The sequence below is a fragment of the Wolbachia endosymbiont (group A) of Urophora cardui genome, assembly GCF_964028435.1.
Classification (GTDB): Bacteria; Pseudomonadota; Alphaproteobacteria; order Rickettsiales; family Anaplasmataceae; genus Wolbachia.
Genome location: NZ_OZ034774.1, coordinates 1,375,787 through 1,391,773 on the forward strand (window position 1 = coordinate 1,375,787; position 15,987 = coordinate 1,391,773).

A 15,987-nucleotide genomic window follows, 5' to 3' on the forward strand; every position below is an offset into this window, starting at 1 on the left:
TTCCCCCTATGCCACGGGTTGAATGACGATGCCATCGAATTTTATCTCTTTAAGCTTCTCATTTGGCTCAAAACCTTCGATCTCAAAATCTTGTATTGCTTCTCTCATAAACTCTTCCTCTTTTGTACTACTGGATAAAAGTTCAGAAACTTCAGAAGTAGTAAATTCTCTTGTCACTGGACTTGACCAATTGGTCTTTACCTTGGTCCAGTGATCGATGTTTTTGTTCATGGTAACTTTTGCCGGTACTGGATCAAATGCCTGATAAGGATTTATCTTCATCTCTTTAGTTTGTAAAAGCTGCTCAAGCACTGGCTCAAGTTCATACGGCAATAAATAAGGTTCCTTACCTCTTTCAACATCAATAATTTCCACGTTTATCGGCAATATCAGTTCCTTATTTACTATTGCTGCAAACTGAACAATTCCTTGATCGCGCATATCATCATCAAAGAAGGGATCGACAAATACTCCTTTTTTAGTGGTAGGCTCTCTTGAATTTGCATCACTGCGTAGACGCTCCTCTGCAAAGAGTGCATAAAGATCTCTTATTCCACTCTTCATTGCTTCCAATTCGTTCATCGGTACTGCATGGATAGCATTATTCACTACTTTTATTTTCCCCTCTTCCCCTTCTTTCCACGTTTGGTGAATGTAGCAAAGTAGCAATTGTCCGCTAGGGGCTTTTGGCATTGATGGTCTCCAAGGGTGGGCAATTCCCTTTATTCTCCTTATCACCCCTTTTGCATCTAGAGTGATTAAATCAAAGCGGGGCATCTTCCAGGTGTAATCAACTGAAACTAAACTGCCATCCACTGCTCCCTTTATTTTACATCCTTGTTCATCCACATCTTCAGGGCTAACATGAGTGCGAAAGCGGTAGGTTATCAGGTAACTGCTTCCTGGCGCTGGTTCCTTTCCCGGTAATGACCAATCAACATTTCCTCCACTGAGCTTGTAATCTGTACTATTTTCATAAATTACATCTCCTTGCTTAACTTGAATAATCTCCTGAACTGCAGAGTCAGGTATCGGATCAACAACTCCAGAATATTGTAAGTTAAAAATATGATATAAAGAAGATAAGAGGGAAGATAGTCCTATCTTTATAAGAAAATAGGGCTATCACGGGCGTGTGCGACCGACCAACTATTGGTATTACAACCGTTCGGATCAAGGTACACTAGCCCATCTCTCGATATGTTTGAATAGTTGTGTGGGACATAAATATGCACCCGTTTACAATCTTAAATCAATTAAAACTATCGAGGTTATTATGATTACGTCTTATCAAAATTTTATTGGCATTGACATCGGAAAATTTAAAAATGTTGTTGCAGTTCACAAACAGAAGAGCGCTGTCGAATTTGACAATGATACTGCTGGTTGGCAACGAATGTTTCAAAAATTTTCAGATATCCTACCTAATTCTTTAGTGACTTTAGAAAATACAGGAAAATATGAGCTTGGTTTATCACATTTTCTTATTGACATGAATATTGCTGTACATCGAGCTAATACTCGCAAAGTAAAAAGCTTTGTCCTATCTCATGGAACTTTAGCAAAGTCTGATCAATCAGATGCAAGAGCCCTTGCTCAATATGGGTTTGAACGCTATAGTACTCTATCTCTATTTGTGCCTATGTCAAAAGAACAAACAACCTTAGCTGCACTTTGTCAACGTCGTGATGACATTACAAAAATGAGAGCTCAAGAGAAATGTAGGCTTGCAGCACCTGAAAACGATCATATAAAAGAAAGTTGTCAAAAAACCATTGAATTTTTCAACAGTCAGGTAAATGAACTCAACAATACTATACAAAAAATTATTGATGAGAATCTAGAGTTACAGAAGCGCCAAAAAATTCTTAGAACAGTTCCAGGAATAGGTCCAAAATTATCTCAAGATTTTCTATGTCTAATGCCGGAACTTGGCTACTTAGGTAGAGGAGAAGTTGCAAGTCTTGCTGGAGTTGCACCTCATCCAAAAGAAAGTGGAAAAACTATTGGTTACCGAAGAATAACAGGTGGTAGAAGCAACGTTCGTGAAAAGCTTTTTACAGCTGCAATGGCTGCTTCAAGGTCTAAGTCTGCGCTTGGTACCTTCTATTCCAAGCTTGTTGGTAAAGGTAAAAAGAAGATGGTGGCTATGACAGCTCTAATGCGTAAAATCATAGTGATTGCTAATGCGAGACTGAAAGAAGCAATGAGCCTACATACTATTTGAATCTACAGTGAATATGTGCGTCCACACAAATTTAAAGCACATATTCACTAACCACAAAATCTAAGCAGGAATTGCTGTGATGGCTGTTTGATATAAAATTCTTTTTCTATAATGAATAGGTTTTTAATTACCAAAATACCCCTCATGATTGAGTAGAATTGTAGAATTACAATAAAAAGTTGTAATAAAACAAAATTGAAGAAATTTTAAAAAACATAGTTGATGAACCGTGAGTAACGGCAAATGTTTTCTGAACAGTTATATCTATCCTTTTTATCTCACTAACCGGAAAATCATGAACTTTCAGTTCCATTACTCTTTGGCTATTTGGCTGAAAGGTGTGAAATTCTGATTTAACTGTTTTTATGTCTGGATCTTCATCAAAATAAACACGAATACTGTGAGGAAGTTCAATCTCATAGCCATCAATATGAGCTTTTCCCTCATTAATCACAAATATTTGTGCCCCTTTTTCTTCCCTCTGTAAAAACATTACTTCTAGGCCATTTACTACGTAGGAACCATTTGCCTCTTTGTCATAACGAGCAAGAGCTGTAGTTACTATGTTTGCTTGTGGTGGCGGTGAATGTTCTACCAACACTCCGTTTTCAATGTTATAGATTGGATAAAACTCTCCTGTAGAAAAACGTGGAAAAAAACCTTCAGATTGATAACCCCAAATGGTGGAAACTTTAAGCCTTGCAGCTCCAACTTCTTGATAATTACGTGTACCAACTGCAGGATCACGAAGATTTTCATCCTCAAGTTCTGTAATGGTAGATTCTACGTAATAAACACCTATGCGAACTGTAGTATTCAGTGGAATAGTAAATTCTTCTTTTTCAACTTTTCTAACCGCTCCACGAAGATAGATTTTTCCTGCTTCAAGTGTAACTTTTTCCCCGTCTATGATACAATTGCTTCCCGTTATAATATCACCATCACGAAATATCGCATCTCCTATGCCTTTGAGCCTCAAAAGAGCATAATCTTGAATCTCATTTAATTCTGCTGACTGCAAACCTCTTCCTGCTAAGAATAAACTTTTCTCGTATTCTTTGTCAGAGCGATTATAATAGTTATTCAGGGTCATTTTATCTCAAGAAATTGTCAGAATGTAACAACAAATGAAAAAGTTTCACGGGTTGCTGCAGTTCTAATAAGTGGTACCGTGTGTTCTAAAACTAACAAAATTCCCGGGTCTTCTATGTCCTTTGGTTCAAAATATCTCTGCCCAGGAGATAAATTTTCCCTAAGCTTTGTACCAACCATAACCCCTAGTTCCCTTATCACTTGATTTGCTGCGTCCGTGAAATCGAAAGTGAATTTAAGGTAGAGATTGTTGGTTGGTACAGCGGAAGATTTAAACCTTCCAGAGGGAGTAACAAGCTCTCCATTCTCATCACCAACACAGAAGAGTATCTCATCAACAACACGACGTCCAACTTCCTTGAGTAATGTTGCAGAAGTAATGAGTTCTGGTGATGTATCTTGAGTATACTCTATGGTAACTGCACCATCTGCTGCAATAGAACCATTTGCCGTACGTTTAATTACACCAGTACTGCTATCAACTGTATAGTCTATACTTGGCTGATAAGTTGTCTGTCCTGTAAAAACTTTTACGTTTTTAATAGTGGTGTGATCAAGCTTTATTTCGCCATCAAGGGTGAAAAAATTCTCTACTTTATGGTGACTTTCCCAGCTTTCATCACCCGTTCCCCAGGCAAGATGTATAACTTGCTCTTTTATACTTGCTGCTATTGCTGCTCTTCCCGTTTGGGTGAGAATTGACATGTTTTCTACTCCCCCTATTTAAGATATACATTTTTTATAGAAATTTGTTCAGGCTGTTTTGAAAAATATTTTTTATTGAAGTTTTTTTTGTTGATTAATTTTTTACTTATGTAAAATGTAGCTCATTATATTATACATATTGTATGGTTGATCTTTATCCCAGCAGAGATTTCTGGGAGAGCGATTTAGAGATGCCAATAAATCATTGGTTACCTAGCTTTCAAAATGAGGAAATACGTAAAAATTGGCTTACTTCCCTCTCAGGTAGACAATTAAATGTCATTTTTCTGCAACTTTTTAAGCATAACGATGATATTCCACTTCAACAAAAACGTGCCATTCTCACAGATTGTTCAGATTCTTTGCTCAACTATTATCTACTTAGTTGTTTTAACTATTCTAAACTTCATTCTGCTGTTGTTGAAGTAGCAAAATCCACTTTGAACGAAGAGCTCATTGCTCAGTTTTTATGCAAGAACAATAAACATGATAAAAAGTCCTTGATCTTTGTTATGTTTCATCATAATCCAGAGTGGCTTTGTTGCATAGCTAGTGTTGGTTGAGGTTATTGTAAGAAGAAAAGCTTTTTAATATATGGCTACTAACGCATTTTGTTGTAAAATAGGCATTTTTCAAACAAGTACAACTTATGCCACAAAAAATGAGAGTAAGTAACCAAAGAGAATATAACGAGTTTCTCAAAAAAAGAGGAAATGTTTTTCATTTTGTTAATCAAGCCATAGAAAATTGGTATGAAAATAGTCCAAAAGTTGCAGGTGGCAATAACACTTATAGTGATAAAGTTGTAATTTTAATACACATAATAGTTCATCTTTTTAGAATTGGCTTGAGACAAGCTGTAGGTTTTGTAAAAGGTTATATGGTACAAATAGGCAAAAAACTTAAGATTATCAGCTATACACAAGCTTCCAGAAGATTTAAAAAGCTTAATTTGAAGATTGATGACCATAGAAGCAATAAAGATGATCTGGAAAATGTTGAAATTGCCGTAGATAGCACTAGAGTTAGTATCTACAATAAGAACGGTGGGCATAGTAAGCTTAATATTCGAAAAAGAAAATACAGTGGTTATGGTCAAGTAAGAAAATTACATGTTGTTTTAAACATAAATGATAAGAAAGCAATAAGCATGAACTACACTAGTGGTGTTGCTGTAGACTATTTGCCGGTCTGCGATATGTTAGAAGAAGTCAGTGATAAATATAACATTTGTTCTATTCGAGCAGATGCGGCTTATGATATAAAAAGTGTGTATAAAGAATGCAGAAAATACAATATTGTGCCTATTATTCGCCCTAGGAAGGATACTAAAATTTGTTTAGCTGACTACTTATCAGAAAGAAACAAGTATATTAGTAGAATTAGGTCATATGAGAATTATGAAGATGGTATTAATGAATGGAAGAAAAAAGTTAAGTATGGAGCACGGTCTTATATTGAAGTCTTTTTCTATAGGTTGAAGCAAATATTTGGGTTTGGCTTGAAAAATAAATCAGAGGTAAATCGTGAAAAAGAGCTGTTAATTAAGTGCTACTTATTGAACAAATTTACTGATATAGGTATGGCTAAATTTAAATTAGCTGCGTAAATTCACTGTGATTTACATGCCTATCAGTGCTATGCAACAAAGCCATACCGGAGCGCCGGGTACGGCTGGATTAAAAGGTGACAAAGGAGTAGATGGATTACCAGGGATGCCTGGAATAAAAGGTAATCAGGGAGATATAGGTCCTAAAGGAGTAGATGGTGCTTCAGGTACAGATGGAGCGCCAGGTGTGTCTGGTAATAAAGGGGATGCTGGTCCAAAAGGCGATATGGGTGATAAAGGAGAAACCGGAGCGCCGGGTACGGCTGGATTAAAAGGTGACAAAGGAGTAGATGGATTACCAGGGATGCCTGGAATAAAAGGTGATCAGGGAGACATAGGTCCTAAAGGCGATATGGGTGATAAAGGAGAAACCGGAGCGCCGGGTACGGCTGGATTAAAAGGTGACAAAGGAGTAGATGGAGCGCCAGGTGTGTCTGGTAATAAAGGGGATGCTGGTCCTAAAGGCGATATGGGTGATAAAGGGGATACTGGGTTGCCAGGAATGCCTGGAGAAAAAGGTGACCAAGGAAATGCAGGTCCAAGAGGCCCTCAAGGAAATAAAGGTGCTCAAGGTCTAGTAGGTCCTAAAGGCAACACAGGAGCGCCTGGTCTTAAAGGCTCAAAGGGAGAAGATGGAATAGGTGCTGCAGTTGCTGATCAGTTTCTGCGCAAGATGAATCAAACAAAAATTGAAATTCAGAACGCTCAGAAAGCAGCAGAGGTAGCTAAAAGCGCTTCTGAAAAATCTGCCAAAGAAGCTAAAGATTTTAAAGAAGAGGCTGACAATTTTGTTGATAAAGCATTTCGATCAGAACAAAATACTCAAGCACTTTATAGTAAGGTAAAGGATATATTTTGTAAAACAAAACCTACAGATCAAGTTTGTACTGCACGTATAAAGAAGAGGGAAATTAAAAATTCAGACAATCTGCCAGTGACAAGTGGAGCAGGTAGACCAACTTCATTTATATCTCAAGTAATAAATTTCTTTTATCCTTTTGTAAAACAAGATGAATATAAAATAGAGAATAAAATACAAGAGCTTAATCAAGTGGCAAAAGTAATGGATGCAGCAGATATTGCTATAAAATTTGAAAAAGTATTAGAAGAAACAGCTTCAAAATGCGGCATTCCAAAGAAAAGCCTAAATTTTGATCCAGTAAAACTACAGTCAACCATTCTAGATAGGTCATTATTTAATGATGAAAGTCGTAACGAGCTGTTAAAACTCTTATATTTATCTGCAAAAAAATCATGTCCAAATTACAAACAAACTGATAGATTTTTGACTACTTTCAAAGATCGTATGGAAAGAACATTAGAAAACAATGAGCAACAAAGGGGGTTTGTTAATATTGAGAAAACAGCAACAGATAACGAGCAGCCAAGGAGTTTTATGAGCGATGTCACTCCTCCAAGTAGTTTCAAGGCGATTGATCTGAAGGCTGTTAATTGTTTAAGGTAATAGTATGGGAAATACATTTAGAATAGATAATAAAGATCCGCTCTATAAGAAGCTGATTAAACTTCCTACTGCATATTACAGGTTAGAGATTAATAACAACAAGTATACTATTCGTTCACACATTGGTACGGCTGAGTTGGGTGATACTATTAGTGATTTAAAGTTACAGAAGCTGGGTGATAAAATAGTTTTATATAAGGGAAAATCACCTCTGAAAGTGAAAAATAAAGATGGTGAAGAAGAGAATCTTATTATAGAGCAAGAAGATATCATAAGTGCAAACAGGGACAATATTATAGAAAAGCTTAGATCAAAACCAATAGAGATTTCGCTTTACCACATAGAAGACATTCCATATTTTGGTGCCAAATTACCCATTTCTAGACACAGTACAACAACTGAAGTACTAAACTTCATCAATTTTAATGATGAAAATGATCCAGTACTACAGAAGATCAAAGGAGAAAATGGTGGACTTTATTTTACAATAAAAGATGACAATATCTATATATCAGACAAAAATGGAAAGTGTCTTCCAGTGTGTAAAGATGACAGCTGCTATAAGTATCAATACACAAAAGATAAATGTGGTGTATTAACAATAAGTGATGTATCAACAATAATAGGCAATTTAACCGAGACTAACAACGAAAAGCAGAAATTCACTTTGCAAAAAGGGGAAGAGTTATCGGATAACATCTATGAAGCAAATGTTGCCTTGAATGATAAGCCCATAGCTACTTTACCAAAAATAGGTTACTACATGCTCGATGATCAATTGGTCATGCGTAATCATGTTACGAAAGAGGAGGTAATTGTCCCAAGGGATTTTCACTATTTAAAAGTTGTTAAATTTAATAATGATGATTATAAATTAACGTTTTGTAATTTTTTAGGTAATGAATTCTTTGAATATAAAAAATACGATCCACAGTATTCGAACGTTTCAGATGAATATAAATTCATAAGTTTGAGTTGTATGAAAGAAAAACGTAACCTAAATCTTGGTGAGTTACTTAGCCATCGGCCATCGTTTTTTATTACAGAAGGAATTGCTGAACCAGATTCTCTAGGTAACCATCAAGCTGTAGTGTTCGAAGTAATAAATAGTGGAAAGGGTGAAAAAAAGGCTACATTGACTGATGAATTTGGTTATTTTGATAAAAATAATAAGTTTCACTATTATGATTATCATAAAAAAACGGAATATGATACTTATGATTCTTCTGAGATTAATCTAAAAGAAATGTATAAATGGACAGATAAAAATAGCGAATTTTGTTTTGCAGAAGATAACAATATAATTCTTCATACTATTCCAGAGTTATTGTAATTATGCGCACCAAATTAAGGAAGAATGAAGCGAAAGAGGGATAGGTTATAGGATGACAGAAGTTGGCTTTATTAGCTATAGGTGGTATGATACTTAGTCAATTTAAGTAAGCAGATGATCTTAGCTACAAAAGTATTTTTTACCTCATTTGTTTTTGGGTTTATTCTTTTTCCCTATTTTATAAAGCTTCTAAAAAAAATAAGTAAAGATGGGCAACCAATTAGATCATGTGGACCAGAAAGTCATTTAATAACAAAAAAGAATGTACCACCTATGGGCGGAATAATAATACTGATTTCTTCTTTATTACCAATTTTACTCTGGGCTCAGTTAACACTAGAAATTTTGCTGCTGATATTGATAACTCTATTTTTTGCTCTACTTGGATTTATTGATGATTATTTAAAATTGAAGACAAATCACTATCGAGGTTTAAGTGCAAAAACCAAAATACTTATTCAGTTTATTGTAACTCTGGTTAGTATGTCTATACTTAAGCTATACTCTGCTGAAGGTTTTACAAAAACGTCTCTATTTAAAGGAGTAATAATCGACTTTGGCTATCTATATGTTCCGTTTGCTGCGTTTGTAATTGTCGGCTCTGCTAACGCTGTGAATCTCACAGATGGTTTGGATGGCCTTGCTGCAACTCAAGTCATCACTTCCTTTGCTTTTTTGGGGCTAATTGCATATATAACTCAAGCAGATATGAATATTACTTTATTCTGCATTGCATTTATAGGAGCTATTTTAAGTTTCTTGTGGTTTAACACACATCCAGCAAAAATATTTATGGGTGATGTTGGAAGCCTGTCAATTGGTGCAGCTTTAGGGTTAACTAGCGTTTTAATGAAGAGAGAAATGCTTTTTGCCGTTATTGGAATAATCTTTGTAATAGAGACTCTATCTGTGATTATTCAGATATCATATTTTAAATATACAAAGTTTAAATATGGAGAAGGAAAAAGAGTTTTTCTTATGGCACCAATACATCATCACTTTGAGAAGAAGGGATGGTCAGAAAATGTAATCGTTATGAAATTTTGGATAATTTCTATTATCTGTTCAGTTTTTACTATAACTTTCTTATTATCAAAACCTATGAAATACCCAGACTTTACATTAGAAAATAAATTATCAGGAGTGATAGCAGGAGTGGATGAAGTTGGAAGAGGTCCGCTAGCTGGTCCAGTAATATCCGCAGCCGTAGTGTTTATTGATAGAAATACAATTATTGATGGAATCAACGACTCGAAAAAGTTGACTCCTCAATGTAGGCAAGTCCTATATGAAAAAATAACATCCGTTGCAAAATTTGGTATAGGAATGGCAAGCGTAGAAGAAATAAATTCATACAATATCTTGCAAGCAACAAAACTTTCAATGAAACGTGCGTTGATAGACCTGGACCTAGAATTAGATTATGTGCTAGTTGATGGTAATCAACCACCTGAAGTGAAATGGCAAGTGAAATCCATAGTAAATGGTGATAATTTGAGTACATCAATTGCAGCAGCTTCAATCGTTGCAAAAGTTACGAGAGATCGGCTTATGCAAGAATTGCACAATAAGCATCCTGAATATAATTGGTATAAAAATAAAGGATATGGGACAAAAGAGCACCTTAACGCTATTGGCCTTTATGGAATTACAGAACATCATAGAAAAAACTTTGCACCCATATCTCGGGCATTATAGCCTTTAGATAGTAATCACTTACCTTTTTTGAAAGGCATGTTTTCATTAAATAGGCAAACTGTACTTGATCCATTCCTTAAGGTAAACACTGAACTCACCCTTTCGATTATCAGGTAGTTGTCAGCTGTACGGAAGTTTACTAAAGACTCATACCCTGCAGAATCAACCATAAAAACTGCCGGGAAATCAGAGTTTATTTTATTGAATTGTAGATATGTAAATTTTCCGTCATCAAAAACCTTAATTGGTATTATTGACTGACTGCCTTTAACGTGCGAGATGGAATAATTAAAATTTAAGCCCTTCTTTACAACTTCAATGTCGTTTATATCAGGAATAATGGTATGACTAGCTTGTTCGAAGATATCGCCGTTATTTGTTGTGTAAATCTCATCACTGCTAAATAATGGATAAAGAAACCTTACTTCATATGCTAATTTTGGATCATCTAGTCCAGTTGCTTCTTCAGCATGAAGTTCAAAGTAATAAACTCTTTTATTGGTAATTATAGTTGCGTTAGTATCGGCAATATCATCTATAGGCTTAATAAACAATCTGTTACCTTGAGGAAGGAGTTGCCAACCAGTTGAATCACCCATTGAAAGGTTTTGTATTACCTCCCCTGGTTCAAACAATATGCTGGATTGATAACCATAAAAACCCGTATACTTATGTATAGCTTGTGGGTTATAATTTATTACCTTTATGTGATTATCTCCAGCTATTGAACGTGGCTCCTGTTTTGCAAGTGCATCACTACCACAAAAAAACAACAGTACGGCAAACAGTAAACCAATCATAATATCAAAATAAATTAATCTTCATTTTATCATTGATAGACATGCACTGCAACTGTTAAGCTGTACTATAAACCCCAATTATAGGTTAGCAAGGGGTAGAAAAGGCAAGAAATAAGGCAAACTCCTTAAATACTTTAGAACTACAGGAGGCTTCACCTGAACGGATATACTTGGAATCCTGCCATTTTCACTTCGTAAACATACCAAGAATTCTGTCCATTATTCCACCCATATTTGCTTCAGCTTGAGTATACTCTATTTTACCACCGTGCAAGATTAGTTTAATATCTGATCCAGGTGATATATTAACAAATTTACTGCCAACAACTCCACTGCTAGTGATCAGAGCTGAACTATCAATTGGCAATTTTATGTCTCTGCTTATACACATGTCGATTCGTGCTACGTAGGTAGCTTTGTCAAGTGATACACCAGTTATGCTTCCAACGTCCACACCAGAGATCTTGACACTATCACCAACTCCTATACCGTTAGCGTTAGCAAAAAGACCATATATTTTATAGCAATCCTTGTAGTTTTTCTTTATGTAAGATAGCTTATCAATAGCAAAGAAAACCAGAAAAATAGTGAAAATTAATACAAATAATCCAGCGGTTATTTCAAGTATATTTGACCTTCGCATCTTTAGTTATCAGGACTCCAGCTTTTATAGTAATTTTTCACTTTTTGGTTTGGATAGTATGCATCTTTTGTACCCGTTAAATTAGGAGTATGTTTTACTTTTCTTTTTTTATTATTAACTGGTACTACATTATCAGTATAGTGAAGCCATATATGCCATTCCGAAGACACTGTTGTAGGCTCAGAAACACTGCTATACATAACCCACCTTTTTCCTTTACTTGATTCATAATAAGAATTTCCATTTTCATCTCTTCCTACAAATTTATCTTCTCTTCGTAATAGGCGTTTTATTGCGTTACAAATTTTAGATAACATAAGAGTATTAAAACAAAAAGTATTATATATACTAATACTTTAACGATATATTAACAACAATTTAATGCAATTATCAATTTTACAAGTTATTATACCAATAATTGCATCAATGTTTTGCTTTCTTACCAAGAAACACAAGGTATCTTGGTTTATTTCTTTTATTGCAACAACAATCACTCTTATCATTTCATCGATACTACTCGTTAAAACATATAAAGGCGAGATTATAACTTATCACCTTGGAGACTGGGCTCCTCCGTACGGCATAGAGTTAAGAATCGACGTGTTAAACTCCTTGATTCTAACTTTGGTGAATTTTATAGCGCTGATAAGTGTGCTTTATAGCTTTTATATTAACGAAAAAGAAATTAGCAAAAACAAAATCACTGGTTTTTACTCTCTATTTCTACTGTGCTTAAGCGGACTGCTCGGAATTCTAGTAACAAACGACATATTCAATCTTTATGTTTTTTTGGAAATTTCATCTCTTTCTTCTTATGTATTAGTTTCAATGGGAAGGGATAAAAAAGCCTTGGTTGCAGCATTTGAATATCTAATTAGTGGCACTATAGGGGCAACGTTTTACTTGTTTGGTGTTGGGCTTTTGTACTCCATGACAGGAACGCTCAATATGTCTGACATGGCTGAAAGAATAGTTCCATTATACGATAACAACATCATAAAACTTGGCACATTGTTCATTTTTGTTGGTCTCTCAATTAAAATGGCACTGTTTCCATTAAGCAGGTGGCTGATTAATGCATATAGTGAGGCGCCAAGTTTCATTAGCATATTCTTTTCAGGCACAGTGACAAAAGTGATGATATATGTTTTCATTAGGATCTTCTATACTGTTTTCCATCAGAATTTCTTCTTATTTAAACCATCACTAAGCAACGTGATAATTATCCTCGCACTTTGCGCTGTTATATTTGGGTCAATATCTGCAATAACTGCAAAAGATATAAGAAGACTGCTTGCTAATTCTAGTGTCAGCCAAATTGGTTATATAATTTTAGCACTGAGTTTTAACTCAAAAACAGGTGTATTTGCAGCAATTCTTCACATAGTAAACCACAGCATAATAAAAACATCTTTATTCATGGCTGCAGGATGTATTTCTTACAAATTTGATACAACAAAAATAGAGAATTTATCGGGACTCAAGAAATCAATGCCTTATACAGCACTTGCGTTTACTCTACTTAGTTTAGCATTAGTCGGTGTGCCGCTAACAAATGGCTTTGTAAGCAAATGGTATATAATGAAAGCAGTTATAGAATCTCGCGCGTGGATTTCCCTGATAGCTTTTGCTGCCGGTTCTTTTCTTGCACTAATATACATGTGGAAGATGGTAGAGAAAATGTATTTTGAAAATAGTGCAGCATCAAGCGCTGGAATGACACTAGGCAAAATTAATGATGTGCCATTTCCTATGCTTTTCTGTCTATTGTTTATGGCAGCTTTAACAATAGTAACTGGAATATATAGCACTCCAATTCGGTTAGTAGTTGAGAAGTTGGTTTTTTGATTTTTATCTTTGTTTCATATTTTACTATACTTTAAGGTTATAAGTGTGGATAGGCTGAAGAAGATTCATTGGTTATTAGTCATTAACGTGATAGTGCTGTTTTGCGTTGGCATTGCTGTTCAATACTCTTCTGCTGGAGGAAAGTGGGTACCATTTGCAATTCACCAAATAGTCATATTTTCCTTCTTTTTCCTACTCGCTATAGCTATGTCATTCATAGAGCTAGATTTTTATTTGAAGCACGCCTACTTTTTTTATATAGCAGCAGCGATTTCGCTATTAGCAGTAAATTTTTTTGGCTCGCACATAATGGGTGCGACGAGGTGGATAAGAATTGGGTCAATTAGTTTGCAACCATCAGAATTTGCAAAAGTAGGCTTAATACTTGCGCTTGCTCGTTATTTTGATAAGCAAAGTGTGTATAAAATGATGGAATTTAAAAGATTGCTTAAGGCGGTAATAATTATTTTCTTGCCTGTATTCTTGGTGTTAAAGCAACCTAATTTAGGCACAGCTGTGATAATGTTGTTTATAGGAGCATCAATTATATTCACAGCAGTAATAAAAAGAGCTCATTTAGTAATTTGTGGGACGCTTGGCATTTTTGCAGTACCGGCTATTTGGCCTTTTTTACGTCCTTATCACAAGCAAAGGATATTGTCGTTTTTGGATTCATCAGTGGATCCACTTGGAATAGGTTATAATGCGCAGCAATCTCAGATAGCTATTGGTTCAGGAGGTTTGCTTGGTAAGGGCTTTGTTAACGGAAGTCAAACTCAACTTGGATTTTTGCCGGAGAAACGTACGGATTTTGCTTTTGCAGTGCTGAGTGAGGAGTGGGGCTTTTTAGGTAGCATGGCTTTAATTTTGCTTTATACCTCATTACTTGGCATAATTTTCTCTATCGCTTATAGGTCGAAAAATTATTTTTCTAAGTTAGTATCTATCGGGATTTTTGCTTTTTTTGGCGCTCATTTTTTTATAAACATTGGAATGTCAATAGGCCTCTTGCCTGTGATAGGCGATCCACTGCCATTTCTTTCCTATGGAGGAAGTACAACTGCTGCAAGCTTGATATGCATAGGATTATTGCTGGCAATAAAAGCAGATGAACAACAAAATGCTTGTATTTCACCTATGCTAAAGTAAAATTAAACTTTACTTAATAGTTTTTATGCTAGATGAAATGCGTGAGGAATGTGGAGTATTTGGTATAAGCTGCAATAACGATGCTGCATTTAACTCTATACTTGCTCTCCACGCTTTGCAGCATAGAGGTCAAGAGTCTTTTGGCGTAGTAACCAGTAACAACGATAAGCTGCACTCTTATCACTTTCAAGGTCAAGTGAGCAGCGTATTTGATGATATAGATGAAATAAAGAAATCCTTACCTGGAGATTGTGCAATAGGTCACGTTCGATACTCAACAAGTGGTAGTAAATTTGGAGTGCAGCCCATGCTTGGCAAAAGTGGCAAATTTGGGGATTTTGCCATAGCACATAATGGTAATTTAATTAATATTTCTCCGATACGCGAACAATTAATTAAACAAGAGTGCGTTTTTCAGTCAGATATTGATACAGAAGTAGTAGTGCATCTGACAGCAAGCGGTGAAAAAGATAGCTTTTTAGAGAGTTTTATATATGCATTAAAGCAAATACAAGGTGCTTATTCTTTTGTGGCAATCAATCAAGAAGTAGTTATTGGAGTACGCGATCCATCTGGAATCAGGCCTCTTGTTTTAGGAAAGTTAAACGGTTCTTACGTTCTTGCATCTGAAACTTGTGCTCTTGATATAATAAATGCAGAGTTTGTTAGAGAAATAGAACCAGGCGAATTAGTTACCATCAGTTCGGATAGTAAGCTAGCCTCAATGTTTCCTTTCCCACAGCAAAAATCAAGTTTTTGTATTTTTGAATACGTTTACTTTTCGAGACCAGACAGCATAATGGAGAATAGGTCCATATATGATATAAGAAAAGAAATAGGAAGAATACTTGCAGAAGAGAGCCCACCAAAAAACAATGTAAATATGGTTGTACCAATACCTGATTCTGGAATACCTGCAGCTATTGGATATGCAAAGCATTCAGGATTACCTATGGAACTGGGGATAATTCGTAATCATTACATAGGAAGAACTTTTATACAACCAACCGCTGAAGTACGTAAAGTTAGAATAAAATTAAAATTCAATGCTAATAAGCACACTTTGAAAGGTAAAAACATAATTTTAATAGATGATAGTATAGTGCGTGGTAGTACGCTCAGAAATATAATAGTTATGCTAAAGGATGCAGGAGTAAAAGAGATTCACCTCAAAATTTCAAGCCCACCAATTAAGCATTCTTGTTTTTATGGAATAGATACGCCAGAGTGCAAAGATTTAATTGCTGCAAATAAATCTGTAGAGGAAATTAAGGAAGTTATAGGAGTAGATAGCCTAGCCTTCTTGAGTATTGATGGACTATATCAGGCTGTTAAAGGAGAGGTGCGTAACAATGCTACACCACAATATTGCGATGCTTGTTTCACTGGTGATTATCCGATTGGCAAATAGTCTACGC

13 protein-coding genes and 3 pseudogenes are annotated in these 15,987 nt (G+C 35.4%); 10 read left to right on the top strand and 6 right to left on the bottom strand.

The genetic code is table 11. The features are described 5' to 3' along the window. Nucleotides 1-6: 6 nt before the first annotated feature. Nucleotides 7-1,053 (bottom strand): annotated as a pseudogene (locus ABWU38_RS06620) (DUF4815 domain-containing protein); the annotation flags it as partial. A 223-nt stretch (nt 1,054-1,276) separates the two neighbouring features. On the opposite strand from ABWU38_RS06620, the gene ABWU38_RS06625 reads away from it, so the two are divergent. Next, the gene (locus tag ABWU38_RS06625; RefSeq protein ID WP_151808084.1) at nt 1,277-2,227 is read left to right on the top strand and encodes an IS110 family transposase; all 951 of its coding nucleotides are present in this window, start codon (nt 1,277-1,279) and stop codon (nt 2,225-2,227) included. A 223-nt stretch (nt 2,228-2,450) separates the two neighbouring features. Here the strand turns inward: ABWU38_RS06625 and ABWU38_RS06630 are convergent. Continuing rightward, nucleotides 2,451-3,320, bottom strand: a pseudogene (locus ABWU38_RS06630) (DUF4815 domain-containing protein); the annotation flags it as partial. Between the two features lie 17 nt (nt 3,321-3,337). Beyond that, nucleotides 3,338-4,024 (bottom strand): hypothetical protein, encoded by a 687-nt coding sequence (locus ABWU38_RS06635; protein ID WP_265016585.1) that lies wholly within the window; start codon nt 4,022-4,024, stop codon nt 3,338-3,340. 191 nt (nt 4,025-4,215) lie between these two features. On the opposite strand from ABWU38_RS06635, the gene ABWU38_RS06640 reads away from it, so the two are divergent. From ABWU38_RS06640 to ABWU38_RS06665, 6 genes and pseudogenes are all read left to right on the top strand, one after another. Beyond that, entirely contained in the window at nt 4,216-4,587 is a 372-nt protein-coding gene (locus ABWU38_RS06640; RefSeq protein WP_353272707.1) for a hypothetical protein, read from the top strand. An 86-nt stretch (nt 4,588-4,673) separates the two neighbouring features. After that, complete coding sequence (locus ABWU38_RS06645) at nt 4,674-5,633, top strand: IS5 family transposase (protein WP_353272271.1); 960 nt, start codon at nt 4,674-4,676, stop codon at nt 5,631-5,633. Between the two features lie 31 nt (nt 5,634-5,664). Next, nucleotides 5,665-7,098, top strand: a complete 1,434-nt coding sequence (locus ABWU38_RS06650; protein WP_353272708.1) for a hypothetical protein — start codon at nt 5,665-5,667, stop codon at nt 7,096-7,098. Nucleotides 7,099-7,102: 4 nt separating this feature from the next. Further along, nucleotides 7,103-8,431 (top strand): hypothetical protein, encoded by a 1,329-nt coding sequence (locus ABWU38_RS06655; RefSeq protein WP_253309560.1) that lies wholly within the window; start codon nt 7,103-7,105, stop codon nt 8,429-8,431. A gap of 114 nt (nt 8,432-8,545) precedes the next feature. After that, nucleotides 8,546-9,523, top strand: a pseudogene (mraY, locus tag ABWU38_RS06660) (phospho-N-acetylmuramoyl-pentapeptide-transferase); the annotation flags it as partial. A gap of 9 nt (nt 9,524-9,532) precedes the next feature. Next, on the top strand, nt 9,533-10,129 hold the full coding sequence (locus tag ABWU38_RS06665; RefSeq protein ID WP_010082329.1) for a ribonuclease HII: 597 nt from the start codon (nt 9,533-9,535) through the stop codon (nt 10,127-10,129). Nucleotides 10,130-10,143: 14 nt separating this feature from the next. On the opposite strand, the gene virB9 is transcribed toward ABWU38_RS06665, so the two are convergent. From virB9 to ABWU38_RS06680, 3 genes are all read right to left on the bottom strand, one after another. Further along, nucleotides 10,144-10,929, bottom strand: a complete 786-nt coding sequence (virB9, locus tag ABWU38_RS06670) for a P-type conjugative transfer protein VirB9 (protein ID WP_253309562.1) — start codon at nt 10,927-10,929, stop codon at nt 10,144-10,146. 187 nt (nt 10,930-11,116) lie between these two features. After that, nucleotides 11,117-11,572, bottom strand: coding sequence for an outer membrane lipid asymmetry maintenance protein MlaD (gene mlaD, locus ABWU38_RS06675; RefSeq protein WP_264688362.1), 456 nt, complete (start codon nt 11,570-11,572; stop codon nt 11,117-11,119). Nucleotides 11,573-11,574: 2 nt separating this feature from the next. Then, on the bottom strand, nt 11,575-11,889 hold the full coding sequence (locus ABWU38_RS06680; protein WP_353272709.1) for an NADH-ubiquinone oxidoreductase subunit NDUFA12 family protein: 315 nt from the start codon (nt 11,887-11,889) through the stop codon (nt 11,575-11,577). 64 nt (nt 11,890-11,953) lie between these two features. On the opposite strand from ABWU38_RS06680, the gene ABWU38_RS06685 reads away from it, so the two are divergent. The 3 genes from ABWU38_RS06685 to purF are packed head-to-tail and all read left to right on the top strand — an operon-like array spanning nt 11,954 to nt 15,980. After that, entirely contained in the window at nt 11,954-13,420 is a 1,467-nt protein-coding gene (locus ABWU38_RS06685) for a proton-conducting transporter membrane subunit (RefSeq protein ID WP_353272710.1), read from the top strand. Nucleotides 13,421-13,465: 45 nt separating this feature from the next. Beyond that, nucleotides 13,466-14,569, top strand: coding sequence for a rod shape-determining protein RodA (gene rodA, locus ABWU38_RS06690; RefSeq protein ID WP_253309566.1), 1,104 nt, complete (start codon nt 13,466-13,468; stop codon nt 14,567-14,569). A 25-nt stretch (nt 14,570-14,594) separates the two neighbouring features. Beyond that, the gene (purF, locus tag ABWU38_RS06695) at nt 14,595-15,980 is read left to right on the top strand and encodes an amidophosphoribosyltransferase (protein WP_265016499.1); all 1,386 of its coding nucleotides are present in this window, start codon (nt 14,595-14,597) and stop codon (nt 15,978-15,980) included. The last annotated feature ends 7 nt before the right edge of the window (nt 15,981-15,987 follow it).